28 protein-coding genes are annotated in these 23825 nt (G+C 56.4%); 19 read left to right on the top strand and 9 right to left on the bottom strand.

From position 1 onward, the window contains the following. Positions 1-128 precede the first annotated feature (128 nt). From KBY57_RS09055 to KBY57_RS09020, 8 genes are all read left to right on the top strand, one after another. Positions 129-545, top strand: coding sequence for a hypothetical protein (locus KBY57_RS09055; RefSeq protein ID WP_254995507.1), 417 nt, complete (start codon positions 129-131; stop codon positions 543-545). Positions 546-571: 26 nt separating this feature from the next. Next, complete coding sequence (locus tag KBY57_RS09050; RefSeq protein WP_254995506.1) at positions 572-1138, top strand: phycobilisome polypeptide; 567 nt, start codon at positions 572-574, stop codon at positions 1136-1138. 56 nt (positions 1139-1194) lie between these two features. Next, complete coding sequence (locus KBY57_RS09045; RefSeq protein WP_254995505.1) at positions 1195-1926, top strand: pentapeptide repeat-containing protein; 732 nt, start codon at positions 1195-1197, stop codon at positions 1924-1926. Positions 1927-2042: 116 nt separating this feature from the next. Further along, the gene (locus KBY57_RS09040; RefSeq protein ID WP_094559992.1) at positions 2043-2927 is read left to right on the top strand and encodes a phycobilisome linker polypeptide; all 885 of its coding nucleotides are present in this window, start codon (positions 2043-2045) and stop codon (positions 2925-2927) included. A gap of 64 nt (positions 2928-2991) precedes the next feature. Next, the gene (locus KBY57_RS09035; RefSeq protein WP_254995504.1) at positions 2992-4692 is read left to right on the top strand and encodes a phycobilisome rod-core linker polypeptide; all 1701 of its coding nucleotides are present in this window, start codon (positions 2992-2994) and stop codon (positions 4690-4692) included. A 64-nt stretch (positions 4693-4756) separates the two neighbouring features. Continuing rightward, a complete protein-coding gene (locus tag KBY57_RS09030; RefSeq protein ID WP_254995503.1) occupies positions 4757-5497 on the top strand; it encodes a phycobilisome rod-core linker polypeptide in 741 nt (246 codons plus the stop codon). 276 nt (positions 5498-5773) lie between these two features. Beyond that, positions 5774-6316 carry a phycobiliprotein lyase gene (locus tag KBY57_RS09025; protein ID WP_254995502.1) on the top strand — a complete coding sequence of 181 codons (543 nt, stop codon included), beginning with the start codon at positions 5774-5776 and terminating at the stop codon, positions 6314-6316. A gap of 8 nt (positions 6317-6324) precedes the next feature. After that, positions 6325-6954 carry a chromophore lyase CpcT/CpeT gene (locus tag KBY57_RS09020; RefSeq protein WP_254995501.1) on the top strand — a complete coding sequence of 210 codons (630 nt, stop codon included), beginning with the start codon at positions 6325-6327 and terminating at the stop codon, positions 6952-6954. Between the two features lie 303 nt (positions 6955-7257). On the opposite strand, the gene KBY57_RS09010 is transcribed toward KBY57_RS09020, so the two are convergent. Together KBY57_RS09010 and KBY57_RS09005 are read right to left on the bottom strand one after the other, a co-directional pair. Then, positions 7258-8619, bottom strand: a complete 1362-nt coding sequence (locus KBY57_RS09010; RefSeq protein WP_254995500.1) for a HEAT repeat domain-containing protein — start codon at positions 8617-8619, stop codon at positions 7258-7260. 414 nt (positions 8620-9033) lie between these two features. After that, on the bottom strand, positions 9034-9462 hold the full coding sequence (locus KBY57_RS09005) for a DUF2656 family protein (RefSeq protein WP_094559995.1): 429 nt from the start codon (positions 9460-9462) through the stop codon (positions 9034-9036). 72 nt (positions 9463-9534) lie between these two features. On the opposite strand from KBY57_RS09005, the gene KBY57_RS09000 reads away from it, so the two are divergent. Beyond that, positions 9535-10425 (top strand): HEAT repeat domain-containing protein, encoded by an 891-nt coding sequence (locus KBY57_RS09000; RefSeq protein WP_254995498.1) that lies wholly within the window; start codon positions 9535-9537, stop codon positions 10423-10425. Between the two features lie 19 nt (positions 10426-10444). On the opposite strand, the gene KBY57_RS08995 is transcribed toward KBY57_RS09000, so the two are convergent. From KBY57_RS08995 to cpeB, 3 genes are all read right to left on the bottom strand, one after another. Next, a complete protein-coding gene (locus tag KBY57_RS08995; protein ID WP_233128540.1) occupies positions 10445-11089 on the bottom strand; it encodes a HEAT repeat domain-containing protein in 645 nt (214 codons plus the stop codon). A gap of 73 nt (positions 11090-11162) precedes the next feature. Then, on the bottom strand, positions 11163-11657 hold the full coding sequence (cpeA, locus tag KBY57_RS08990; protein ID WP_094559998.1) for a class 1 C-phycoerythrin subunit alpha: 495 nt from the start codon (positions 11655-11657) through the stop codon (positions 11163-11165). A gap of 60 nt (positions 11658-11717) precedes the next feature. Then, entirely contained in the window at positions 11718-12278 is a 561-nt protein-coding gene (cpeB, locus tag KBY57_RS08985; protein WP_094559999.1) for a class 1 C-phycoerythrin subunit beta, read from the bottom strand. Positions 12279-12572: 294 nt separating this feature from the next. On the opposite strand from cpeB, the gene KBY57_RS08980 reads away from it, so the two are divergent. The 5 genes from KBY57_RS08980 (at position 12573) to KBY57_RS08960 (ending at position 15746) form a co-directional block, all read left to right on the top strand. Further along, entirely contained in the window at positions 12573-12785 is a 213-nt protein-coding gene (locus KBY57_RS08980; protein WP_254995496.1) for a hypothetical protein, read from the top strand. Between the two features lie 568 nt (positions 12786-13353). After that, positions 13354-13608 (top strand): hypothetical protein, encoded by a 255-nt coding sequence (locus KBY57_RS08975; protein WP_094560001.1) that lies wholly within the window; start codon positions 13354-13356, stop codon positions 13606-13608. Positions 13609-13657: 49 nt separating this feature from the next. Continuing rightward, the gene (locus KBY57_RS08970; protein WP_254995495.1) at positions 13658-14227 is read left to right on the top strand and encodes a phycobiliprotein lyase; all 570 of its coding nucleotides are present in this window, start codon (positions 13658-13660) and stop codon (positions 14225-14227) included. Between the two features lie 26 nt (positions 14228-14253). Beyond that, entirely contained in the window at positions 14254-14961 is a 708-nt protein-coding gene (locus tag KBY57_RS08965; protein WP_094560003.1) for a 15,16-dihydrobiliverdin:ferredoxin oxidoreductase, read from the top strand. Further along, positions 14958-15746: a phycoerythrobilin:ferredoxin oxidoreductase gene (locus KBY57_RS08960; protein ID WP_254987899.1), complete on the top strand. Its 789-nt coding sequence runs from the start codon at positions 14958-14960 to the stop codon at positions 15744-15746. The genes KBY57_RS08965 and KBY57_RS08960 overlap by 4 nt, the downstream gene beginning before the upstream one ends. Before the next feature lie 11 nt (positions 15747-15757). Here KBY57_RS08960 and hemH read toward each other — a convergent pair whose 3' ends face one another. Beyond that, positions 15758-16933: a ferrochelatase gene (gene hemH / locus KBY57_RS08955; protein ID WP_254995535.1), complete on the bottom strand. Its 1176-nt coding sequence runs from the start codon at positions 16931-16933 to the stop codon at positions 15758-15760. A gap of 239 nt (positions 16934-17172) precedes the next feature. Here hemH and KBY57_RS08950 point away from each other — a divergent pair, with 239 nt between their 5' ends. After that, positions 17173-18003 carry a hypothetical protein gene (locus KBY57_RS08950; RefSeq protein ID WP_254995494.1) on the top strand — a complete coding sequence of 277 codons (831 nt, stop codon included), beginning with the start codon at positions 17173-17175 and terminating at the stop codon, positions 18001-18003. Here the strand turns inward: KBY57_RS08950 and KBY57_RS08945 are convergent. After that, positions 17982-18899 (bottom strand): NAD-dependent epimerase/dehydratase family protein, encoded by a 918-nt coding sequence (locus KBY57_RS08945; protein ID WP_254995493.1) that lies wholly within the window; start codon positions 18897-18899, stop codon positions 17982-17984. The two genes, KBY57_RS08950 and KBY57_RS08945, sit on opposite strands and share 22 nt — an antisense overlap. Before the next feature lie 207 nt (positions 18900-19106). Here KBY57_RS08945 and KBY57_RS08940 point away from each other — a divergent pair, with 207 nt between their 5' ends. Beyond that, the gene (locus KBY57_RS08940; RefSeq protein WP_158217044.1) at positions 19107-19274 is read left to right on the top strand and encodes a hypothetical protein; all 168 of its coding nucleotides are present in this window, start codon (positions 19107-19109) and stop codon (positions 19272-19274) included. A 27-nt stretch (positions 19275-19301) separates the two neighbouring features. Here the strand turns inward: KBY57_RS08940 and KBY57_RS08935 are convergent, their stop codons facing one another. Then, the gene (locus KBY57_RS08935) at positions 19302-20021 is read right to left on the bottom strand and encodes a heme oxygenase (biliverdin-producing) (RefSeq protein ID WP_254995492.1); all 720 of its coding nucleotides are present in this window, start codon (positions 20019-20021) and stop codon (positions 19302-19304) included. Between the two features lie 246 nt (positions 20022-20267). Here KBY57_RS08935 and KBY57_RS08930 point away from each other — a divergent pair, with 246 nt between their 5' ends. The 3 genes from KBY57_RS08930 to KBY57_RS08920 are packed head-to-tail and all read left to right on the top strand — an operon-like array spanning position 20268 to position 22224. Further along, positions 20268-21095: a HEAT repeat domain-containing protein gene (locus KBY57_RS08930; RefSeq protein WP_254995491.1), complete on the top strand. Its 828-nt coding sequence runs from the start codon at positions 20268-20270 to the stop codon at positions 21093-21095. A 14-nt stretch (positions 21096-21109) separates the two neighbouring features. After that, complete coding sequence (locus tag KBY57_RS08925) at positions 21110-21736, top strand: HEAT repeat domain-containing protein (protein WP_254987904.1); 627 nt, start codon at positions 21110-21112, stop codon at positions 21734-21736. Then, positions 21733-22224: a low molecular weight protein-tyrosine-phosphatase gene (locus KBY57_RS08920; protein ID WP_094560009.1), complete on the top strand. Its 492-nt coding sequence runs from the start codon at positions 21733-21735 to the stop codon at positions 22222-22224. The genes KBY57_RS08925 and KBY57_RS08920 overlap by 4 nt, the downstream gene beginning before the upstream one ends. On the opposite strand, the gene KBY57_RS08915 is transcribed toward KBY57_RS08920, so the two are convergent. Further along, a complete protein-coding gene (locus KBY57_RS08915) occupies positions 22221-23807 on the bottom strand; it encodes a bifunctional pantoate--beta-alanine ligase/(d)CMP kinase (protein WP_254995490.1) in 1587 nt (528 codons plus the stop codon). The genes KBY57_RS08920 and KBY57_RS08915 overlap by 4 nt on opposite strands. Positions 23808-23825 lie beyond the last annotated feature (18 nt).

The raw sequence follows: 23825 nt of genomic DNA, 5'->3' as shown, positions 1-23825 counted from the left end.
AAGAAATAAAGAGTTGCGCACAGAATCAGCATTAAGGCAATAGGCGTGTTGCATTAAGCGCGCGCAAAGATTCGGGAAAGACTCTAGACAGCCCGGTAAAACCATCCTACTGCCAAAACAAAAACACCATGTCACCCAATGAAACTTTTAGCATTAAAGACTTGATAAACCAAGCTGGAGGAGAACAGGAGATTCAGTACGGTACCGACGAGGCTCGCTTGCGCATAGACCTAAGAATTGACGACATTGGGATTTGGAAGGCCTATCACAAGAAACATCCTGGCAACCAAAATCTTTTACTTGCCTGCGAAAGGAACAGCGGAAAACTGTCAGACACTAATCTGACCTGGGTTGTCGGAGCAGCAATCCGTTCAGCCGTGGCTGAAGGAACGTCCGGAGCAAGGGATCTACTTAAAAACCTCGGTGTGTCAGAAGAGCTAGTGGATCTGGCATCTGAACACTGTCCAGAACTTGGCGGGACAGCAGTCTGGGCATTCCATTTGGAACGACATGGCTGGCTAACCGCTACTCCTGTAGAATGGTGAAACTGACTAGAGAAGCTCAACAGAAAATGGAGATCAGCCAACTTGCCAAGGATGCAAAAGTATGCGGCATAAGCAATCGCAACAGCATCCCCGAAGCGGCAAGGGTGTTGATAGCTAAAGCCGATACTTCAAAACGGTTCCTCAGCGCAGAGGAATCAAAAGCAATATGTAACTATTGCAATACTTCAGAGGATGCCATTGGGCTACTAATAGCGGGGTCAAACCAGGTAATTGATGAAGCAAGGCGAGATTTACTAACCCAACAACCACAGCTCACAATGCCTGGCGGAGGGCTATTCCCGGAGCCACGAGCAGAAGCCTGCTGGCACGATTGCCAACAGTTTTTGCGGGTGATAATTTATGGGGTTGCATGCGATTGCACAGATATAGCAGACATAGAGGGCATGATTGCATTGCGTCATTTATACAAGAAAATGGAAGTACCTATCACTGCGATGATGTATGTCCTAGCTCGGATGCGTGCACTAACCACACAAGTCCTAGAAACTTCAGGGCATGCTCATGAGGCAACCTGCCTCAACAAAGCTTTTGATAACCTGACCAACGCTCTGCTACCAACCGAGCAAAGCTAGCGCTAGCACGGAACGTAAATGTGTCTAATTACTAGAAAATCAAATCCTGCCTGAAAATGTACCAAAAGCATCAAGCATTTTTGTTACCGGAAGATCCAAGCCAATGGAGTGCTCCTGAGAAATGCGAACCAACTGCGACGCAGCATCAACACGTAGACGCGCGCGGTGCAAGCTGGAGCAAACGTGTTCTACAACCACTTGACCTGCGTCAGGCAAACCTTTGTCGAATGGATATAAGGGGAACAGACCTCAGCGCCTGCCTACTAGAAGGATGCAATTTAACACTTGCTCGATATGACAAAAAGACTCGTGTACCCGCTGGCTTTGATCTTGAAAAGTCAGGAGCGGTAGGCCCTGGTGCAGCTCTTAATGGGGCTTTTTTGAATGGTGCAGATCTCAGGGGTATGGACCTACGTAGCACCAACTTCATGGGTGCGTACCTAAGCGGATGTGACCTCAGTGGTGCAGTATTAGACGGAGCACGCTTTGTAGGAGCAGACTTAAGATTTGCAAAAATGCAAGGTAGTCGTTGCATAGGCGCACGCTTTAACGGTAGTCAGTTGCAACAGGCAGACTTTAGAGCCGCTAATTTGGCAGATGCAATCCTAGATGAGGCTGAAAGTATCAAGGGCGCTGACTTCAGTCAAGCCACGGGTTTGGACAAGATGCAGCTAGCCAACCTCCTAACTCGCACTCATATCGAACTGGATTGCTGGAACCCACTCACTAGGCAAGCGACTCGGACGACACTGGAGTCGCTGCTGGAATCGACAACAAAACCCGCATAGGGTACTCGCAGTGGCAGACAAAGCGAAGCGGTTAAAGCAACATCTTGAGATTCGTGAAGTCGAAGGAGAGGGTTGTGAGGGATCAGAGATAATGGCCAGGTATCGCCAAGAAAGTCATGCCGTTTGGTCCAGCCTCGATCCTGGGTGTGGAGAGCTTCTCCCAAGAGTGCGAAGCACCACGTGAGCTAGTGCCAAGAGACGACGACCAAGCGAAGGAGTCAGTAATCCGGGCTGTCTACAGACAGGTTCTTGGAAATGCCTACGTGATGGAGAGCGAACGACAAATTGTTGCAGAATCGCAGTTCAAGCTAGGGGAAATCAGCGTTAGAGAACTGGTAAGACGGATCGCAAAAAGCGATCTTTATAGCACGCGCTTTTTTGACTCATGCGCACGCTACCGCTATATCGAACTGGCTTTTCGCCACCTACTCGGACGTGCTCCAGCAGATTTTGAAGAAATGCGGGGGCATGCCGAAAGACTAGATACAAGTGGTTACGAAGCAGACATCGACAGCTTCTTAGATTCTGACGAATATCAGAACAACTTTGGTGAGTGGACAGTGCCATATCAACGTGGGTGGAAAACAGAATCCTGTGCAACGCTTCAAGAGTTCACCTGGTCATTCCAGTTGCTACGTGGCAACAGCAGCAGCAGCCTAAAAGGCAACTTGGCTGGAATCAGGAGCCGTCTTGGCGGTGCTGCCTATCAGAACCGCCCCCTTCCTGTGGTGGCTCCCTCATCACAAGATACCCAAGGCTGGAGCTACCGCCCAGCTGCCAACCTGACAGATCCCGTTACACGGATTGGTGTACTCGCAGGCGAAACAGGCAAAGTCTATCGGGTAGAAGTCACCGGCTATCGGGCCAATAACGTGCGACCCACATCACGCTATAGGAAAGCAAACAGGGTATTCTTCGTTCCCTTCAATAAGCTTTCAGAGCAATATCAACTTATCCACCGCGAGGGGGGCAAGATCGCAAGCATCACACCATTAGACTGATCCATTGCTCCAACTGGCTCTGTTTGACAATAGAGCTTCCGATTCAGCAGTCAAAATTAGTTGGATGCCGAAAGACATCCAAGCAATTATATTCCAAAAAGCAAAGCAAGTCTTTTACCTGCCACCCCCACTTCTCCCCCACCCGCCCGTGACAGCAAATCAAAGCAATTCACTTGATTTCGGAGCCACTCAGCTACTTGAGGCACCAGCAAGGTTTTCTCGACAAAGGACTGATGCCGTAGAAACTGCCACAAGCGATGATCAATTTCGCAACCAGCAGCTACTAAATACACCATCAGCATTCACCGCAAACGACAATGCTGCTTTTCACAACGCAGTAAGAGCTGCATACCGGCAGGTATTCGGCAATGTTCAGCCGATGGAAAGCGAGCGCCTGCTGAGCGCCGAATCAAAATTACGCAATGGGGACATAAACGTACGCGAGTTCGTACGCAGATTGGCCCAATCCGATTTTTATCGCTCGCGCTTCTTTGATGCTGTGTCTCCGCATCGAGCAGTTGAGCTTAATTTCAAGCATCTGCTGGGCCGCCCCCCCCAGAATCAAGCAGAGGTGGCTAGCCATGTGGCATTAATCGCCACAAGTGGCTTCACAGAAGAAATCAATAGCTATCTTGATTCCGATGAGTATCTAAAGTCCTTTGGCGAGGAAACAGTTCCATACCAAACAAGTTGGAACTCACCAGTAGGCCAGCCTCAAGCAGCGTTCAACAGGATCGCAGCACTTGAGCAGAATTTCGCTGGCAGCGACACAGCCGTAGGAACCAAAAGTCAACTGCTAGGCAATCTAGTTAGCGGCTACAGGCTCTCAATAAGAGTGCCTGCACAGGTTTACCGATCTGCTTCCCTTAGTCAAACGGGAGGAACAGCGGCTGGTTCGGGCGGTATGTTAGTGCCTGTCAAGCGGAACAGTGCCGATGGAGGCGACTCGACACCTATGCGTGGTGATCTATACGTTGGCTTTGGGCTTGGCCAGCGCCAGCAGGAAGTATTCGAGCGCTGCAACGGTGATTCAGCAGATCAGATTACTGCGCTGATCCGCTCAGTATACCGCCAAGTGCTGGGCAATCCCCATGTAATGGACAGCGAACGCAACTTAACAGCAGAAAGCCAGTTTGCAGAGGGAAGGCTCAGCACTCGCGAATTCATAAGAGCTATTGGACTTTCTTCAGACTATCGCCGGCGCTTCTTCGAAACCAATGCTCCTTACCGTTTTGTTGAGCTGAATTTCAAACATATTTTGGGGCGTGCACCCGCATCTCAGGCCGAGATGAGTGAGCATCTACAAAGGCTAGCCATTCACGGCTATGAAGCAGAAATCAACAGCTACGTTGATAGCGAAGAGTATCAGAACACCTTCGGCGAAAATACTGTTCCATATCTGCGTGTAGCCACGGAAAACGGTCGCGAACAGGTTTCCTTTAATCGGCACATAGCCCTAGTGCAAGGCTATGCAGCCAGTGACACCATTCAATGTGCCTCAAGCCTGCAGAATTCAGTAGCAACAAGATCTACCCCTACAAACTGGACAAATACAACCGTACGGATTAACAGGCTTGGTGCAGCCTCTGGATCAGCTGATCCCACATCCAAGCGCTTCCGTATTGTCGTCAATGCCCAGCCAGCAGGCGGCCGCCAACGCAACCCGAATGCCAGTTACGTAGTCAGTGGCAATGACATCACAAGCCAACTGGGATACATCCATAGACGCGGTGGTCGGATCATTTCTGTCACCGAAATCACCTAGCAAACGCTAGTTCATTTATTCGGGACAACTGCTAATTTCTGCCCCCCCTACTAACTTATAAACCATGGAAATCGAAACTCTTGACCGGCCCAATTCGGGTTTACGCCAATCAGAAGCTAAAGCACAGCTGAAAGCCGCCTACCGCCAGGTATTTGGCAATGCACACCTCTTTGATGAAGAGCTCTCAGTCTCTGCAGAGAGTTTGTTCATAAACGGCGACCTCACTGTGCAGGGGCTGATCAATGCCCTAGCCCTTTCCGACAGCTATCGGCGTCTCTTTTTTGATACAAATGGTCCCTATCGGTTTGTTGAACTCAACTTCAAGCATCTCTTAGGCCGCGCCCCACGAAATCAGGCTGAACTGAGCACGCATGTTCAGCTTCTGGCTGCAGAAGGATACGAAGCAGAAATCAACAGCTACATATACGGAGCCGAGTATCTAGAGGTCTTTGGCTTTGATACAGTGCCTTATGACAGAGGAGTGGCAAGCCAGAAAGGTGAATCCAATCTTACGTACAACAGAACACGTGCATTGACATCGGGCTTTGCAAGTTTTGATGGTGACGGGCAATCACAATTATTAGTCAGCCTGGCGACCAGATCAGCCCCCGGAGGCAGTCAAAAAACTCCCGGCCCAGGAGGTCGCAACAGCCAGCGCTATGCTATCCGCTGGACAAGCTCTAATCCTGTTGGCCTAAATCGACGCGTAACGCAAACGACAACAGTTCCCTTCAGCTCGCTATCATCAGCGATCCAATCAATTCATCGACGTAGGGGTCGTATCGCGTCAGTACGAGAGTCCTAATTTAAATGAAATTGGAGGCGGCTAAAGGCTGCATTAAGTATAATGCGGAACAATTGAGCCGCCTCCCAAAAGCATCAGCAACAAGCACCCTGGCTACAAACCATAGATTTAATGGACAATCACCATCTCAAAGCAGAGTGCTCTCGGAATGATCAGAGCACTACAAAGACACGGCCTGCGATCAACATGATGATCGATACATGGGTACACATGGTTCAGGCAGGTCGTCTGCCATCTGCATTGACAACTCACAGAAACAAGGCCTGAGCAGCGTTGATGCAGCTGGAATCTTTTGTAGCTCGTAGCCTAGGCCGCTGGCGATCCATGAGAAGCGGTCATTCTCTTGCTTTTCAGCAATTTGAGGATGTTCGCAGTTCAGTATTGATTGAACCAGTTGGACTCCAAGATCCGTTGGTGCTTCAGTTAATTAGAGAGTGCAAAATACACAACGCCGACCCCCTTCTGCCATTCCGAATGGAATGGAAAGCAGAAAGTGACTGGGAGCCAGAGGGGCCCAGTGAAGTATCAGCAGGATCATGCATCCTCGTTCCAATCCCACTTGATAATCAAAAAGGAATCTTACTGCGAAGCGCTGGATATGCAGAGGCCGAGCAAGCAGTATCAAATTATACCTTTTTAGAAGATAATACTTTTATACTCACTACGCAATATGGTCAATCGATTGCAGAGGAAAGGATCTGGTTCGTATCTGAGAATGTTCGCTGCCGCTCATCAGTGCTGCGAACCTCGGCCGGCTCAGGAATACTGCAAACATCCTTCGCATCTGAAATCAGACGGTTAGATTCCTTCAGCCAATAGAGTTCACTATGATAGGCATTACCCTGAAATTCGCTAAAATTCTAGCTGGGCACTACAGCAATTTCTTCCAGGCACAGCAAGACCCCGTAAATTTCGCCCATATCAATATCTATTTTCGCCCGCTGCCTTGGGAAGTATTTCAGGGCCCTGGCTTTTACTCCGAGCAAAGCTATGGGCATGATCCTTGGCGACCTTATAGGCAAGGCGTACATCGACTGATTTCAACCGAGAAGGTGCAGATTGTTGAGAATTTTGGATTCGACCAACCAATTCGCTTAGCTGGAGCAGGCTTCACGCCTAAACTGCTTAGGCTTATTCATATTGATCGCCTTAAACAGCGCTGCGGTTGTGCGATGCATTTCCAAGAGACGACACCGGGGTGCTTCAGCGGAAAGGTAGAGCCTGGTAATAAATGCCTAGTGCCACGCGACGGGCGGCCTACCTATCTAGTGAGTGAGGTGTTGGTTGATCATGAAAACTGGATTAGTAGAGATCAGGGTTTTGATCCAGCTACTAATACCTTGCAATGGGGCTCTGAACATGGGCCACTACGTTTTGAACGCGTGGCTAGCTTTGAGAATGAAGTGACAGCTGAGTGGGCACGTCTAATTAATCATAAGGGAGAAGAACCTAAATAAGTTGGATAAAACTGAAACACTGCAAGCTGACGGAGAAGCTATCCGCCAATTCCGTAGCTGGATTCGCTCGCAGCACCTAGTTTGCCAAGGCCAAGACTTTATTTTTGAAACAATCGATCATAGTCAGCTTGAGCGTTTTGAAGCCTGCCTAAATATGATTGGTGGGCAAGTGCGGTCTGTAAGAGCAATTGGAAACTGGCCCATGGGGCCCCGTCGAACATTCAAAATCCTGAGAGCTGACGCAGCTGTGCCGAGGCCCAAAGGCCTGGAAATCCAACGCTACTGGGCTGAGCGTGGCTCCTTTCAGACCCGGTTTTCTGAAATAAGCAGTTGACGCCTACGATCTACTAAAACATCAGGATCCTGCACGGCAAAAGCATTCTGTAAAAGCCGAATTATTTCATGGTTATTCCCAACATCAATTGAATCAAGACCTATCAATGCCGCATAACGTAGCTCCCAGCTTGGCGTGAAATCGGAGGACAAGAGCTGCCGTACACTTTTGCACCATATATCAGGGAAATGCTTATTCAAAGCCAAGCAAGCAGCTGGTCTTGATTTGCCGAATTGTGGGCGCTTGCTATTCATGGCTTCCAGCAGCAATGCCTCAATCTCAGAAGTAGCAGCGCAAGGCCAGATATCCACACTACCAAGAAGCTGAATGAAGAAGTAATGAGCGCCGTAGTCATTATAAGCATCCTCCTGCCATCGCTTCCAGAAAACAGGCCAGAGCTCCTCTGCTGGCCTATGCTTCAATGTGGACAATGCTAGGTAGCAACGGCTAAAGTCAGTACCAAAAAACTCATCGAATAAAAATAATATGGTGGGTTCAGCGTCGTAGCAGTGCGCCAAGACCAAATCCTCTGGCTGATCCAACATCAGCGAATCTAAACAAGTAAGCAGGTCAAGGCCTGCATGTGCTTTTTCTTGGCCCGGCCAGAGTGTCCGCAGAGCGCGCAACCTGAACACAGGGGACACGGGCGCCTTGAGGATCGAAGGCAGTAGATATGTAGCTCGACAGTCAATTAAATCCTGAATCGCCGACTGCCGGTCCATTTGATTAGGCAGGGTCAGGTGGTCTTCCAACTCTTGAAGGCGACTGCTATCGCCACTGAGCTGTGCAAACCCGGACAAAGCAGCGCCGCGAACCCCTGGATTCGCATCATCTTGCAGCGATTGAAATACGGGCAAGGCCCCATGCACTTCTAACCCAACAAGAGCCTGGATAAGAACCCTGCGGCTCTGGCCTGGATCATTAAGTAACAGCAGCATCGCCTGATGGAGTTCAACATCCTGGCAATTGAGCTGAAGAAGGGCCCAGGCGGCATTTTCAATGAGATAGTGATCGTTACTCCTTAGGCAACGCCCAATGCTGGGTATGGCCCGTTGAACCCCAAGCCTGCCCAAAACTTCGACCGCTTTGCGGCGCGCAAGGTTAACCGCCTGTTCGCCCGAAGAATTATCAATGAGCCGCAATAATGCCTCCTCCGTTTTATCGCCGGGGAAATTCACGAGATGGGCGGCCGCCATGTAGTAGTCGCTGGCAGAATCAAGCGAGTCAAGAGATTGTTCAAGAATCGCTAGCGCATCATGATGGCTGAGCCCGGGATGAATGTTGTCATAACTGTTGCTGGAGCTTGCCAAAATACTGTCCTCAAAAGTCAAAGGGGGCGAAGCTGTCTAGCTCAACATTGGCCTGATCCCAACTCTGATGGCCGGCAGGGCAAGCGCGCTGAAAGTTTAAGAATTATGTGTCTTGACGCAACCCGGCCCGGTCACGATCAATATGAAGCAATCTACAATAGACGCTCGATGGGACCCCATCAATGTGGTGCACTTCTGGTTGTTACAAGCATCAATTCTGAAACTCCCCAGAGAGTTGCTCAGAAGCTGCTAGTTCCGCGCCATATGCTGAGCCAGGCCATGCAGCAACTACACCAGAACGGAATCCCTGTTACGAAGGTGGGAACGCTAGAGGCTTCCAACTCGGCTTCCGCAGTGGTGACCAAATTGGCTACCGACCCAGGCGAATCACCCAAAGCTGGACGGCAATCCACTCGCCGCCGCAAATAGCCCAGCTCAGCCCTGAAGCTCGAACACGCCATCAGGAGCACGCCCCTGTTTGAGCAATTCCCAGTTAATCGACTGAAGGAAAGCGGCTGTGTTCAGAGTCTCCACCACATCGACCCCCCAGTCGCCCCTCTGCAACAACGCTCCAGAGGCTCCTTGATCGTCCTTACGACCACCCAAGGCCAAAAGCTGGCACGCATCATCTGTAGCGCCTGTAGAGCAGCGCAGCTGACGCCAGGCTTGGAGCATGGCCTTGGCCAGATCAATGGGCAGCAGATCCGCTTCCACCTGAACCAACCAGTGGGGGTGGCTCAGTGCCTGAACATGGAAATCGGTGGATAGGTGCGCAACAAGCCCCGCCGCCAGATCGGCGGAATTGAGGGCTTTCAGGCTTTCGGAAGCCACCTGAAGGTTGTGGGAGAGCAAAAAGCGTGTCATGTCCTGATCTTGTTAAGCCCACCATAGGATCGCAGCGGCTATCCCTGATAATTTGTCCAATAGGAGGGAACCTTGTCTGCCGAGCTGTCCGCTACCCCCGCATCTGGGATCCAGCAACTGAGCGTTGAAGAAGCCAACATTCTGGCTGCAGAGCTGCGTTCCCAACTTCGTCAGGGGTTAGTTCCTTCATCCGACACCCCAGCAATTGAGCGCATGGTGGCTGGTCTCGGCGATACCAGGGGCTTGATGCGGCTCACCTTTGCCGAAAGCCTTGGAGCAGTGGGTGCTGCAGCGGTGCCAACACTCTGCCGTGCATTGCAGTCTCACGACAACGTCACCGTTCGACGTGCTGCAGCTAAGACTCTGACCCTGATTGCAGATCCAGCTGCCTTGCCCGTCTTACTCGAAACCCTGCTCTCAGATTCGGATCCCGTTGTGCAGGGATCAGCGGTCGGAGCGATGGCTGCAGTCGGCAAGCAGGCTCTCGATCCACTCCTCTCAGTGCTGGTTCATCCAAAAGCTTCGGCCATGCAGCAGGGGCTGGCCAGCTGGGGGATTGCTTTTATCGGCGCCAAGGCGCCCGAAGCGCTTCGCCAAGCAGCCAGCTCTCCTGATGCAAGGATAAGAGCGGCAGCAATAGCAGCTCTCGGCGAACAGATCCAGGCTCTGGGGGATGACGAGGCGAGGCAGCTGCTGCTAACCGCGCTGGGTGACCTGGACTCCGAAGTGCGGGCAGAAGCTGCAACGCTGATGGGGAAGTTGCAGGAGCCAGAATGGGCCTGTCCGCGCCTGCTCCCCCTGCTCACCGACTCGGAAGAACAGGTTCGCAAAAACGCTGCTCTATCGCTGATGAAGCTAGGAGCCAGGGATGCATTGCCTACATTACAAGCAAGTGTGGAACAGGAAGTACAACCTGGAGTCAGATTAGTGCTCGAACTAGCAATCAGTCAGCTGAGCAAGTGAGGATGCTTATCGTCTCGCGTCAGCCCGGCTGAGGTTGACGCGCTTGCAGGTCACTTATTCGAGCTAGGGCTGATTCAAGGGTCTCTCGCACATAACTATCTACCTGTGGTTGATGCTGCAGATCCTTAAGAATCGGTTCGATTGCAGGATCATCAATTTGGGCAAGTGCATTGACAGCAGCTACCGCCTGGGCTGGATTATCTCCACCCACCACTCTTAGCAACAGCGGCACCGCCTGCCCACCAACCTGCCCAAGGGCCATCACCGAAGCAACAGCCACAACGGGTGAGTCGTCGCTGAGTGCCTCCTCGAGAGCCCGCATCGCTGTCTCGGGGAAATGGATCCCAGGCTGGTTTGAAGCCACCTGGGCATAGGCCTTCACGCAGCTGGCGCGGATAGTGCTGTCCGTGCTAGCCATAAGAAGATCCGCTAAGGGCAGCAAGGCTGCCGCACCAAAGGCGCCAATACCACGAACAGAAGCCCTGCGTAAAGCTATATCCGGTTGGGCCAACAGACCAAGCAGGCGAGGAAGAGCTTGCTGAGGCCAATCCCTGACCATAGCCATAAAAGCCTGGCTTTGAATATAAGGATTAGGGTGGGCGAGATCATCAAATAAGATATCTAATGCTTCCATTTCCATCGAGAAGAGGGGGAGGGTAGGCAACGCCTGATTTTCACATAAAAAAGGAGGCCCGAAGGCCTCCCTGGGTTGTCCTCAACAATTAATCAGAAACTGATCAGGAGAGGGCGTTGATGGCGTAATCAAGGTACGACTTCAACTCGTTGAGAGCCTGGGGGCTCATGTCCCGAGGGGCGCAAGCCCGATCGCGGGTGAAGGTGAGCGCTTCTACGTAAGCAGCGGTAGGCAGGCGCAGGGTGCGGTACACCTCACGGGCTCCGGCAATGCCCCACTCATCGAGAGGGCCGGTGCCGCCCACAACCAGGCAGTAGTTGATCAGACGCAGATAGTGAGCGATGTCGCGGTAGCACTTGTCCACCTTGACCTGGTTCTCACCAGCTTCGCCGGCTTGCTTGAGGTAGGGGTACTTGCTGAAGCAAGCGTCACCAGCCTCCTTCGTCACTTTGTCCAGACCGGCAGCCAGCTTTTCAGCAGCTTCAAGACGAGCAGTAGCTCGCTGAATGTTGCCCTGAACAGCTTCCAGGTCGTTCTGGGAGGGGAAGCGACCAGCGGCATCAGCGGCGGTCACAACAGTGGTCACAACAGACTTCATCGTGAAGATCCTCGTTTAATTGAGTTGTAGTGGTTTAAAAAAGCAATCTCTTCGGATGAATCAGCTGAGGCCGCTGATCACACGGTCAAAGTAGGTAGCAGCTTCTGCCACTAGAGCGGAGCAGTCGCCCTGAACGGTTTCCATCTTGCGGAAACGGGTTTCCACAGGGTTGGTGCCGCTGGTGTTTGTCTCGTTAATGTGAGCTGTGGAAGAAGCCTTCATGATGGCCACAGCGCGGGCGGCAGACTGAAGGGGAACGCCCAGAGCGATGTAGGTCTCCTTGAGGCCGTTCAGGCAGCGGTCGTCCAAAACCGAGGCATCGCCTGCCAGCAGCGCGTAGCTGACGTAGCGAAGCACAATTTCGCCATCGCGCAGGCAGGCGGCCATGCGGCGGTTGGGATAGCAGTTGCCACCAGCCTGGATCAGGCCAGTGTTTTCACAGATCATGCCGGTGACTGCATCTGAAACGATGCAGGAGGCATTACTGGTGATGGCGTTAACAGCGTCTAGACGCTTATTACCCTCAGCAACATAGTTACGGAGAGCAGCAAGCTCACCGCCTCCAATTGGGGCAGTCTTCGAATCTGCGCTGACGACAGCGCGTGAAAAGGCGTCGAGCATGGGAAAGGGGCCAGGGGTTCTAGTGCTCAGCCAGTTGACAGCCAGGGAAGATCATTAGATCTGCTTGGAGCTGCATGGCTTAGCTGCCTCCCGGGGAAGGCGTAAGGGGAAACTACGGCTATCTCCAGCCTCAGGACCCCGATCAAAGCAATCATGCAAACTTTCGTCACCCATCGCTGTCGACCTTAAAAGGGCAGCGCTGGCAAAGGGTTTTGGCAAAAGGAAGGACGCACTCCCACCCAATTGCGCCACAAAGCGCCGGGAGATTTATCTTTTCTTCCATTTTCACCAGGAATGCAGCCGTTTGCAGCTGCTCTTGCCCTGATGGATGGCCTGGTGGACCTCAGCGGGTATCAGCGCAAATCGGGGCTGCGGCTGCGGCTGCTGCCGGCCGGAGACGCTGTGGCCCCGAGTGATGCGACTCCTGGAGACCCTGTGGGAGGCCAGCGACCATCGCTGCGGCAAACGCCTGGCGGCGGTGTTGCCCACGCTTGTGGTGGCAATTGAAACCATGGTCACCTGGAGATTCGACCGGTTCTCAAGGCATTGCTGCTGCAGTGGAGCCCGGCCACGACCGATCGGCTGCTGGCACCGGCTCGCTTTGCCCAGGACGGTCAGCAACGGCTCCGGTGGTTGCGGATCGTAATCAGAGTACCCAGTGGTGGAGGACATGTGTCCAGCTCCCCAGCCGCGATGGCCGGCTGGGGAGCTGACCAGTTCAAGGGCCTGCAAATCCGATGATCAGGCCTAGGTCGTGCAAAAACCGGCAGGCTCGTGCAGCGCATGTTGGGGCGCCGCCGGCTACAAAGAGCCCAGCCGCTGAAGCGGCTTTGCCAGCTTGATGCCGCTCTGCGCCTGTTCACCAACATCGTCCAAACATCGGCCAAGCGAATCCCATTTGAGGAGGCTGACCTTTGGAATGCCGGTGCCCACGACGCCGCCATGACGAACCACTCACCCCGGCCGCCCTGCTGAGGACGATCCGCCACAACCGAGCAGCCCTGGTGAACGGCGCAGCCGGTTTGGTGAATCGCAGCGGTCGACTGCGTATGCTGACCTTCGCGCTACGCAACCCATGTCCGACGGCACCACCGCTCGCGCCGACACGTCTGCACTCAACGCATCCGATCCGAGTCGGCAGGAGTTGCAGGAGTCGATTGATCAGCTGGCGGCCTACCGCGATCGACTGATCAAAGATGTGATCGGCATGGGGCAAAGACTGAAGCTCCCTCAGAAGCAAGTGGAATTCACCCTGGCTCAGCATCCCGAGCTGCAGAAGCTAGAAGCAATTCTGGCTCAACTTGAGTCCCAGAAGTCCGAGCAGGACTAACCCCCATCCCCCTCACACGCCCGTGGCACCCGTGGACCCAGCCCGAACGATGGACCAGTTCTTGGCGGCCAGTCGAGGGTCCTGGCTGACGCGGCGGGCTGTACACCACCTCGACCACCAAGATGATGAATTCGGCGATTCCAATCTTGTTATCGAGCCCTTCTCCGCTGAGGATCCAGCCGTCACACAGATATGCCTAGCTCTCAATATCAACCCTCATTTAGCAGCAGGAGGGGCTCGTTTCTGGTGGGAAAGCAATCTAAAGCCCCTAGCCAGAGCAGAAGATCAAGCGGCAGTATTAATAGATATCCCTCTCGCAGGAGATCCCTCTCAGGGTTTCCTAGTCCGTGACAAGGGCTACGTGGAGAAGCAGCCCGTCCTCAGTCAATACACCTTTTCCACCGATGGCGTCATGACCGTTACCACGCGCTACGACAGCAATGTCGGCACGGAGCGCTGCTGGTTCGTCACGGATCAGGTGCGAATGCGGGTGAGCTCAGTGCAGTGTCTCGATGGTGTGTCGATGACCACCTACTGCACGGAGCTTCGTTGCCCCTCCGACGCAACTCTGCAGGCGCTTCGGGAAAGCGCCGATTCCATGGCCGCCGGTTTCCGTTAACCCACCCTGCTCCTGAGCGCTCCGAGATGTTTGACCCTTTTTTGCAAGAGCTCAATAGCAGGCTGGAAAGGTCTGGAGCGCAGCCCATTGCCCCACCCGATGGGCTAGCTGAATGTCGCTCCCCGAAGAGGCAGAGCGTGATCCAAAGCTGGCTCTGGCAGGTGCCTGGGTTCCGACGCTGGCGGGTGACCAGGATGGACGCGGGGGACAGCCTGCAAGTGTTGAATTCGGTGGCCTATCCCGAATACAACAACGATCAGCCCCTGATGGGAATCGATCTCCTTTGGTTCGGCACCCGCGGCAAGCTGGTCGCAGTGCTTGATTTTCAGCCACTACTGCAGGATCAAAATTATCTTGACACCTATTATCGAGGCCTAAAAGAACTTATTTCTCGCCACCCGGATCTTCACGGTGCTGAGGCCATGCGCTCATTTGATCCAAACCAATATTTCTCGCCATGGCTGCTGTTCTGCCGTGGAGGAGCTGAGGAGGCGCAGGAATCGTTGCCCAGAGCTTTCACTGCCTTTCTCGACTGCTACTGGCAGCTCAGCGCCGAAGCCGGCCAACGCACTTCCATTGTTACAGCAGAAAAGGTGAAAACCCTGCAGGAGGCATACGATGTCTATAGCGCCGAAAGAGATCCGGCTCACGGACTGTTTAGCAGCCACTTCGGCAAGGCTTGGTCGGATCGCTTTCTGCACGAGTTCCTCTTCCCATCTAGCCCGCAGCAATGACAGCACCGCAAAGCTGCAGCCTTGACCAGGTCAGAATCCCCGGTTGGCGTTGGCAGCCCTTTCTTGATCATGCAGTCAAAATGCTTCAGGCATTGGAGCCAACCGCCTACCCCGTGCCGGAGCAGTTTCTGCAAAAAACCGGATCCACCGGTTCGAAGGCACAGCCGGTAGTTGTGCAAACTGCAACCTGGGCCTGTCAAACCAACAAGCTTCGCCAGGTGAGGGCCGCTTGCGTGGAGGCGGGGCCAGCAGCGTCCGTGCTGAACCTAGTCATCAATCCCAACTGCCGCTTTGATCTGCCTTTCTTCGGAGCCGATTTGGTCACGCTGCCCTCAGGCCATCTGCTAGCCCTTGACCTGCAGCCGGTTGACCGCAGCGATTCCCTCCATACCCAACCTGTCTGGGATCGCTTGCTCCCAATTTTTAACAGCTGGAAACCTCACTTACCCGATGGCGGGCCCATTCCTGCTGAGGCAGAACCTTACTTTTCGCCTGCATTTCTCTGGACCCGTCTGCCTTTGGGCGTAGCCTCCGATGAGCTGATCAGCACCATCATATTTCAAGCCTTTGCTGAGTATTTAAAGCTTTATTTACAGCTCGTGGATGAAGCGCCCCCCGTAGCAGACGATCGCTCAGCGATATTGCTCAATGGCCAAAGGCGCTACACCAGCTACCGGGCAGAGAAAGATCCAGCAAGGGGGATGCTCAGCCGCTTTCACGGTGCAGAGTGGACCGAGACATATATTCATGAGGTGTTGTTTGATCTGGACAGACACTATCCCTAGCAAAAAGGAGATCAAAGTAGGCCTATGGCATGAAGAGGCCCACTTCCACTGATCAGCTCCACTAGAAAAGCGGAGAATCCGACCATAGCTAAACGGCCATTCCACACTTCTGAGCTGTTGTTCCAGCCCCAAGCCCACTTGTCTTGGGGGTAGAGCTTCACAGTGCTGGGCAAAGCCGCCGCCTGGTCAAGATTCACTTCGGGTCCATCCAGGGCCTGCTGGACGAGTCGTGCAAGCCCCTGGATGAACGCAGGGTTGGTGTCAAGCGCCGGCACACGCCGAAAGTTGGTGATGCCCGATTCGAAAGCCAGCTTGCGATACTCGATGTCGATCTCTTCGAGGGTCTCGATGTGCTCGCTCACAAAACTGATCGGCACAACTACCAGATCCTTCACACCCTGCCGTCCTAGCTCCTCCAATGCCTCGTCGGTGTAGGGCTGGAGCCACTCCACAGGGCCCACCCGGCTCTGGTAAGCGAGGGTGAAAGAGTTGCTGTAGCCCAATGTGGCCTCCAACTTCTCAATGATCAACCGGGCGCAGGTTTCGATCTCCCCTTGGTAGGGATCGCCCGCTTCCTCCACGTAGCTTTTAGGAACACCGTGGGCACTGAAGAACACGTGGGCGGTATCTGGATCTGGGCAGGCCTGGATCTCGCGGGCGATCAGCCCGGCCATGGCGTCGATATAGCCCAGGTCATCGTGGTAGCTGCGGATGCATCGAATCGGCAACGCTGCGAAGACAGGATCAGCCTGACGAAGACGCTGAAGCTCCCTAAAACTGGAACCGCTGGTGCTAATCGAGAAATGGGGATAAAGAGGCAGCACCACCACCTCATCCACAGCGTCGGCTTTAATATCTGCCACCGCCGATTCGGTGAAGGGGTGCCAGTAGCGCATCGCCACGTAGCTGGTGGCCTCGATCCCAAGCAGACGCAGGGCACTCTGCAGCTCCCGCGCCTGCTGCTCAGTGATTCGCCGCAGTGGCGAGCCCCCGCCGATAGAGCGATAAGCCTCCTGCGACTTTCTCGCCCGCAGACTGCTGATCAGCCAAGCCAGAGGTTTCTGCAGAGCTGGGTTGGGTAGCCGGATGATCTCGGGGTCCGAGAACAGGTTGTAGAGAAAAGGGCCGACATCCTGGATGCGCTCCGGACCCCCGAGGTTTAGCAGGAGAACACCTACCTTGGACATGGCTTGGCGATCATGAGGCAGCACATCACCATAGGCCAACAAACGCTTGCAGCTGCACTCGCTCGATTGATTAAGAAATATTTAGGGTCGGCCTTGGCAGCGAAGTGGATTAAGGCACACCCCAGCCCCAAGGATCTTTAGCCAGCGGATAATGGCCTGAGAGCCCCATAAACTTTTCGCCTCGGACCTCTGATCACGAAAGAACGATTCTGGAAAACCCGACTACCGAACTAAAGACAATGGAAGATTTAGACATCCACGCCAAAGCCGCAGCTGATCGCCAATGGAACCTCATGCGCGCCAGCTTTGATGGCGACTGGCAAGGAACAACCACCTGGTACGGCCGCAACAGCGACGGCATGAATATGAAGCAGGGCACCGTCAACCCGGAGGCCTCGCATTACGCCATCCGCTTCTCGGATGCGCATACGGGTGAATGGCATGGAACAGGCCTTCGATTCGCACCGGGTGGAGAACGCCGCTTCCCCCTATATCGGCACAACTACAACCTCAGCCACAACTGCTGGCATTTTCCGCAGACTGCAGGTCAGTCGAGCCTGCAAATGGCAGGCAGTTGCACGCGTGCTGGGCATGAAGTGAACTTCTTCAGCGGCCGCAGTCGTTCGATGCTGGTTGCGCTTTACCAGCAACAACCGGATGGAGAGATGCTGCTGGACTCAATCGCCGCCACACCCTTCCGCTGCCAACGCACTAGTCCTGACCCGGAACGCGCTCAGTTTCAATCGTTGGAGGCGGTATTCGAGACCGTCTTTGGCTGGCAAGGAGTGGAATCAGTGATCAGACCCGGATTCAGTTCTAGAATTGCGATTTCAAAACAGCGGTTGGCGCCATTCTGTAGCGAATGGTTTATTAAGAATGAAGCAAATGGGCTATTTGAAGATAATTTAATCTGCAGCCTTCCTGAGAGTTTGTCAAAGCAATCATTTGACCTCCACTTCGGCTGCGTACTAGATCGTCAAAACTTTGTGCATCTGACAATGGAGTTCGATGCCAATTACAATCTACTGGCCTGGATAGAACGTCGCTATCAGCCCACCATGCATGGATGAGAAAGGCTGAAGCCAAGCTGCTTAAGCTTCTCATTACTCACCCGCGCATTAAGGATTCGATCGCTGGTGTCTCTGGTCAACCACTTTGCCAGTGGCAGGCCAGCGCGCTCACACAACCGATCTGTGAGCTCCTGACCGTTGTACTGGGTGTCATTGACCAGGTTATATGTGTCATTCAGGCCTTGGTCAAAGGCGAATTTGATACCTCGAACGATGTCGTCGCGGTGAATCCAGCACGGCACATTCAAGCCATTACGCTGCACTAAGCCGCCAGCTGCACTAAGCAACATGCCCGGAATATCGCGTCCAGGCCCATATATGCCACCGAGGCGCAACACGCAGACCTTGATCGATTCGGTGCGGACCGACGCAATCATCTGCTCTGCCCTCACGAGCACGGAGTTCACTGGATGATTTGAATCAGTTGGATCGCTCTCACGTGTGAGCGCTCCCTGCCGGTTGCCATACACGCCACAGCTGCTCAGGTGAACAAGTTGCAGTGGCGAGCTGACAGGCCGACGGCTAAGCGTTTCGATCAGCCGTTGCAGGCCGCCAAGAAAGGTCTGCTCGTATTGGTTCAGCTCAACACTGGAACTCTTTGACGGAGCGAAGGACACCAAGATGCCGTCGAGATCTGCCGCGAAGTCCAGGCTGCTGGAGGGATCCGTTGAATCAAAAACCAACGGATTCTCGACTAGGTCAGCCAGCTCTGCCAAGCGTTCACGCCGGGTTGTGGTGCCCCAGAGTGCATGCCCTTCCTGCTTCCAGGATTTGGCAACCGCTTCGCCTACGTAGCCACAACCCAGGATTGCGCGACGCTCGCCCGAGGGCAGGATCGGGCGCTCTTGGAGAGACAGCAACTGATAAAGCGAGGCCAGATCAGGGGTAGAAGTCATCCCGCGAAGCCAAATCGTGAAGTTTTGCAACCCTAGGCCTGCCGGATGGGGGGTTGCGTTGTCATCGCTACGGATGACGCTCCCTGAGCCCTACTCGGTTCCTATGGCAACCTGAGCTGTCGCCGTAAGCCCATGCCCGTCTATTGCGTTGAAGTGCCTGGGCTACCGCCACTTTCCGTCACTTGCGCCGGCTGCAGCGGAGATGCTTTGCAACTGGCACTGCGGGAGCAGGGACTGGACAACTTCCGTGTGGAGCGGCGCAGCAAGGATGGTCGCCAGTGGTGGTTTCAGGCCAACTTCAAGCCAGGCACCATCGACCCGGCCACCACTGGAGGCCTCACCCGGCTGGTGAGCGTTGATTTAATCGAGGACTGATGGGTCCGGTCCAACCGCCGCCAAGCCTCAGGCCGCCGCCACTTCCGTGCTGCCAGAACGCTGACGGCGGGTGAGGAAGCCGAACAACACCTTGCCGATGGCGGCGATCAGGTTGCCCTCCAGCTCCTGGAACATCGTCATGTTGAGGTGGAAGGCGTGGTTCGCTTCCTCAACAATGCGGTCGGCCATGGCCTGGTCGATCGGCAGGGAATCCAGGGTGGCGCGGTAATTGGTCTTGAAGGCCTTCTCGTCGGGGATCGCGTCGAATTCGTAGAAGCGCAGGCCGTCGTGTTCTCCCAGGTTCATCGCCTTCTGGGCGATGTTCTTGAGGATCTGGCCGCCGGAAAGATCGCCGATGTAGCGGGTGTAATGGTGACCCACCAGCAGCTCGGGGGCCTCCTTGGCCAACTGATGCAATCGAGCCGCATACTCCTGGGCGGCCGGCGTGGCCTTCACGGCACTGCGCCAGCTGTCGCCGAAGTAATAGGCGAGATCCTGCTCGAGGGTTTCGCAGCGGTTCAGCTCCGGGAAGCCCACCGGGCCCACCACCGGATGCCCCTCAGCCCGCAGACGCCCGATCTCCTCCTCCATGGCGGAGTACACGAAGAAGAGGTCGGCCACCAGGGTGCGGTAGCTGGCCTTGTCCACCACCCCCTTGAGGAAGCAGCTCACGAAGCCGGTGTTCTCAGCCATCGTGTGGGCTTTTTTGGTGCCTTCACGCAGTTGGGAGGCGAGCGCAACAGCCATAGGTGCCAGTCTGAGGAACAGGTCTATGGGCAGCAACTTAGAGGGGGCGCCCTGGATTGGTTTGCCCCTTTGCGAAGAGTTCACGACCTTAGTAATTGGCCCGCCATGAGCATTAGTACTGCGGCTAGCTCTCACTCATTCAGAGCCAGCCCTCAGCGGACCTGCCGGAATCATGCCCAAGCTGAAATTTGGAACCAGCCCTGGGCTGGCAACATCACTAGGTGTCCGCGTCACGCAACAGCACCCATGGCCGAAGCCGACGCCAGGCCCCCCCAAGCAGGCGAACCCATCAGTGAGCAGGAAGCCCTGCGCCGGCTCCGCCAGAGCGAAGACTCCTCCCAGCAGTACTACGGAGCCTGGTGGCTAGGCCGGATGCGCAGCCAGCACCCGGAGGCGGTGCCCCTGTTGCAACAAGCCCTACGCCAGCGCCGGCCCAGGGATAGCGGGGCCGGCGTTGAGGAGAACGCAGTAGCCCGCAATGCCGCCCGCGCCCTCGGCAAACTGGCTCCAGCAGCGCAAGCGGCCATCCCCGACCTACTCGACACCCTGCAGGATGCCGACGACAAATTGCGAGAAGCAGCAGCCCGGGCCCTAGGCGAACTCGCTGCGAGCGAGGCCATTGAGGCTCTCTGCCAGAGGCTAGCCAGCGGCCCCACCGTGGCCGGCGCCCAGCAGGCCAACAGCACCCGTCTAGTGGAACCCTGTGAAGCCCTCCTGGAAGCCCTGGGCGACATCGGTGTCAACGAGCCGCGGGTGCTGGCCGTGGTGAAACCCTTTCTTGCCCACGAGCGCCCCGTGATCCGCAGCGCTGCGGCGCGCACCCTGCTGCAATTGAGCGGTGAGGCGTGCTGGGGGGAACTGCTTGTGGACCTACTTGACCATCCCCAGCTGCCGGTGCGTCGTGCAGCCCTGATGGATCTAGGCACCGCCGGCTGGCGGCCCGGATTCAAAGCCATTGCCGCCACCCGGGCAGAGAACAGTCTGAAATTGATGGCCCTGCGGGGGCTGGTGGAACAGGGCAACGGCGACCCCGGCGACGAAGCCCTGCTGGCCTGCATGGACCTTTTGCTATGAGCCAGGTTTCACCGGTGGCAGCCCGAATTGCAGCCCTGCAACAGGCCGGCAGCGCCCTGGCCCTACTGCAAGCCACCCAGGAACTGGCCAGCTGCGCCGATGCCAGCGCAGCCCCAGTCCTGGTGGAGGTGTTGGGCTTCAACAACCCCGGCGCGGCAGTAGCCGCCGTGAACGGGCTGATCAGCCTGGGGACAGCAGCCGTGGAGGCCCTGTTGCAGCTCGACCCTGACAACTACGGAGCCCGGGCCTGGGCAGTGCGCGCCCTCGCCGGCATCGGCGATGTGCGCGGGCTAGAGCTGCTGCTAGATGCCCTCGGCAGCGATGTGGCCGCCAGTGTGCGCCGAGCCGCGGCCAAAGGTCTGGGCCAGCTGCAGCTGGGCGCCCTGGCTGAGGCAGAGCAGCACCAGGTGCGCCAGCGCTGCCTGGCGGCCCTGCTGGCCGCCACGGCCGATGGTGAATGGGTCGTGCGCTACGCGGTGGCCGTAGGACTGGAGTCCCTCGCCGAGGGGCTTTCCCCAGACGCCACAGAGTTGCAGCAGGCCCGCAATGGGTTGGTCACACTCAGCGAAGCAACCGAAGACACCCCCCCGGTGGTTCAGCGGCGCGCGAAGTTGGCACTGTCGCGCCTGGAGCCCCAATGAAGCGAGTGCTGTTCGTCTGCCTGGGGAACATCTGCCGCTCCCCCGCCGCTGAGGGGGTGTTCCTACACCAACTAACCCAGGCGGGAGCAGCAGACCGCTTCCTAGTGGATTCAGCCGGAACGGGGGGCTGGCATGTGGGCAAGGCCGCTGATCCACGCATGCGCGCAGCCGCCAGCCAGCGCGGAATAGCCCTCACCAGCCGGGCCCGCCAGCTGGAGCTCAGCGACCTGGACCGCTTTGATCACATCCTCACCATGGATGCCGCCAACCTTGCCCACGTGCAGGCCCTGGCACGGGAAGGCCGCTCCTGCGCTGCAGCGGGCGCTCACGGGCAGCAGGCCCGCATCGAGCCCCTGGTGGGCTACTGCAGCCGCTTTGACGCCCACGAGGTGCCTGACCCCTATTACGGCGGCGAAGAGGGTTTTGAGCAGGTGCTCGATCTGCTGGAGGATGCCTGCACTGGACTGCTGCAGGCCCTGGACCGCTAAGCCGCCGGCGTTGGCCAGGCCTCTTCCGGCACCCGCTCCCGGAAACGATCCACCAGGGCCTGGATCACCGCCTCGATGGGCAGGCCGTCGGTCACCAGCTCCACCGCATCGTCGGCCTGCCGCAGCGGGGCCACCTCCCGGCTGGAATCGAGGTGGTCGCGCTCGGCGATCTGGGCTTCGAGCTCGGCCAGGGGAGGCACCGCAAAGCCCCGCTGCTCCAGATCAAGGGCACGGCGACGGGCTCGCTCGGCCACCGTGGCCGTCAGAAACACCTTGAGTTCCGCATCGGGGAACACGGCCGTACCGATGTCCCGGCCCTCGGCCACCAGCCCCCCCAGGCGCCCCATCGCCTGCTGCTGGGCAGTGAGCGCCTGGCGCACGCAACCATGGGCTGCCACCACCGATACCTGAGCGGTGACCTCAGGGCTGCGAATGGCCGCGGTGACGTCGTGACCGTTGATGCTCACCTGCTGCTCGCCACCGGAGCCGGAGCGCAGCTGCAGATTGAGATCCACCAGCAGCGGCTCCACCGCTGCCGCATCAGCCGGGTCGGCGCGCTGGTGCTGCACCCACCAGGTGAGGGCCCGGTACATCGCGCCGGTATCGAGGTAGATCAACCCCAGCCGCTTGGCGAAGGCCCGGGTGACGGTGCTCTTGCCCGCCCCCGCCGGACCATCAATGGCAACGATCGGCTGGCGAGACATCAGAAACACGTGATCGATCAGGCGGCTCGGGCCGCAGTGCACCGCCGCGGCCAACAGAGCCATGCCCTGCACCTGCGGCAACGGCTCCAGGCTATGGGCAGCCACCAACTCCACATAATCCACCAGCAGCCCCGCCGCCTCCAACTGGCGAGACAAGCGGGCGGTCACGTCCCCGGCCTGACACAGCCCGGCCGCCACCTCGGCGGCGATAGCGGACAAGCTGGCGGGCAGGGCCGCAGCCTGCTGACGCTGGGGGGGGGAGAGGCGACGGTTGCGGGAGCTGCAGGCCAGCCCGTCGGCCTCCCGCACGGTGGCGCAGCCCTGAATCCGCAGCGGTAGGCCCAGATCCGCCACCACCCGGCGCAGGATCACCAGCTGCTGCCAGTCCTTCTCGCCAAGCCACAACCGGTCCGGTCGCACCAGGGTCAGCAGCCGCACCACCACGGTGGCCACCCCCTCAAAATGCTCCGGACGGCTGCGGCCACACAACACCTGGCGCAGGGCCAGCGGCGGGCTGATCCGGGTCAATCCAGCCTCTCCCTGGGGATAAATCTCGGCCACGCTCGGGGCAAATAACGCCGTGGCGCCGGCGGCAGCGGCCAACGCGATGTCGGTGCTGAGGTCGCGCGGGTAGGCGTCGAGATCTTCGCCGGGGCCGAACTGGAGCGGATTGACAAACACGCTCACCAGCACGGGGGAGATGGCACCACCCCAAGGCTCCGCCGCCCGCCGGATCAGCTGCTGGTGCCCCGCATGCAGAGCCCCCATCGTGGGAACAAACTGCACCGAACCGGCCTGCTCATGCCGCCAGGCGCGCAAATCGTCTCGGGTGTGGAGCAACTGCACGGGAAGACAGCGGGCAAACAACACAAAGCCCATCCGCCAGGTTGGCGGATG

The organism is Cyanobium sp. Aljojuca 7D2 (assembly GCF_024346415.1).
GTDB lineage: Bacteria > Cyanobacteriota > Cyanobacteriia > PCC-6307 > Cyanobiaceae > Cyanobium_A.
Note: the sequence above shows the minus strand (reverse complement) of the source record. Positions and strands in the feature narration are given on the sequence as shown.

Coding starts and splice junctions, on each gene's coding strand:
- KBY57_RS09055 (WP_254995507.1), top strand. CDS start 129: ATGTCACCCAATGAAACTTTTAGCATTAAAGACTTGATAAACCAAGCT.
- KBY57_RS09050 (WP_254995506.1), top strand. CDS start 572: ATGGAGATCAGCCAACTTGCCAAGGATGCAAAAGTATGCGGCATAAGC.
- KBY57_RS09045 (WP_254995505.1), top strand. CDS start 1,195: ATGTACCAAAAGCATCAAGCATTTTTGTTACCGGAAGATCCAAGCCAA.
- KBY57_RS09040 (WP_094559992.1), top strand. CDS start 2,043: ATGCCGTTTGGTCCAGCCTCGATCCTGGGTGTGGAGAGCTTCTCCCAA.
- KBY57_RS09035 (WP_254995504.1), top strand. CDS start 2,992: ATGCCGAAAGACATCCAAGCAATTATATTCCAAAAAGCAAAGCAAGTC.
- KBY57_RS09030 (WP_254995503.1), top strand. CDS start 4,757: ATGGAAATCGAAACTCTTGACCGGCCCAATTCGGGTTTACGCCAATCA.
- KBY57_RS09025 (WP_254995502.1), top strand. CDS start 5,774: ATGCAGCTGGAATCTTTTGTAGCTCGTAGCCTAGGCCGCTGGCGATCC.
- KBY57_RS09020 (WP_254995501.1), top strand. CDS start 6,325: ATGATAGGCATTACCCTGAAATTCGCTAAAATTCTAGCTGGGCACTAC.
- KBY57_RS09005 (WP_094559995.1), bottom strand. CDS start 9,462: ATGACACGCTTTTTGCTCTCCCACAACCTTCAGGTGGCTTCCGAAAGC.
- cpeA (WP_094559998.1), bottom strand. CDS start 11,657: ATGAAGTCTGTTGTGACCACTGTTGTGACCGCCGCTGATGCCGCTGGT.
- cpeB (WP_094559999.1), bottom strand. CDS start 12,278: ATGCTCGACGCCTTTTCACGCGCTGTCGTCAGCGCAGATTCGAAGACT.
- KBY57_RS08980 (WP_254995496.1), top strand. CDS start 12,573: ATGCAGCCGTTTGCAGCTGCTCTTGCCCTGATGGATGGCCTGGTGGAC.
- KBY57_RS08975 (WP_094560001.1), top strand. CDS start 13,354: ATGTCCGACGGCACCACCGCTCGCGCCGACACGTCTGCACTCAACGCA.
- KBY57_RS08970 (WP_254995495.1), top strand. CDS start 13,658: ATGGACCAGTTCTTGGCGGCCAGTCGAGGGTCCTGGCTGACGCGGCGG.
- KBY57_RS08965 (WP_094560003.1), top strand. CDS start 14,254: ATGTTTGACCCTTTTTTGCAAGAGCTCAATAGCAGGCTGGAAAGGTCT.
- KBY57_RS08960 (WP_254987899.1), top strand. CDS start 14,958: ATGACAGCACCGCAAAGCTGCAGCCTTGACCAGGTCAGAATCCCCGGT.
- hemH (WP_254995535.1), bottom strand. CDS start 16,933: ATGTCCAAGGTAGGTGTTCTCCTGCTAAACCTCGGGGGTCCGGAGCGC.
- KBY57_RS08950 (WP_254995494.1), top strand. CDS start 17,173: ATGGAAGATTTAGACATCCACGCCAAAGCCGCAGCTGATCGCCAATGG.
- KBY57_RS08945 (WP_254995493.1), bottom strand. CDS start 18,899: ATGACTTCTACCCCTGATCTGGCCTCGCTTTATCAGTTGCTGTCTCTC.
- KBY57_RS08935 (WP_254995492.1), bottom strand. CDS start 20,021: ATGGCTGTTGCGCTCGCCTCCCAACTGCGTGAAGGCACCAAAAAAGCC.
- KBY57_RS08930 (WP_254995491.1), top strand. CDS start 20,268: ATGGCCGAAGCCGACGCCAGGCCCCCCCAAGCAGGCGAACCCATCAGT.
- KBY57_RS08920 (WP_094560009.1), top strand. CDS start 21,733: ATGAAGCGAGTGCTGTTCGTCTGCCTGGGGAACATCTGCCGCTCCCCC.
- KBY57_RS08915 (WP_254995490.1), bottom strand. CDS start 23,807: ATGGGCTTTGTGTTGTTTGCCCGCTGTCTTCCCGTGCAGTTGCTCCAC.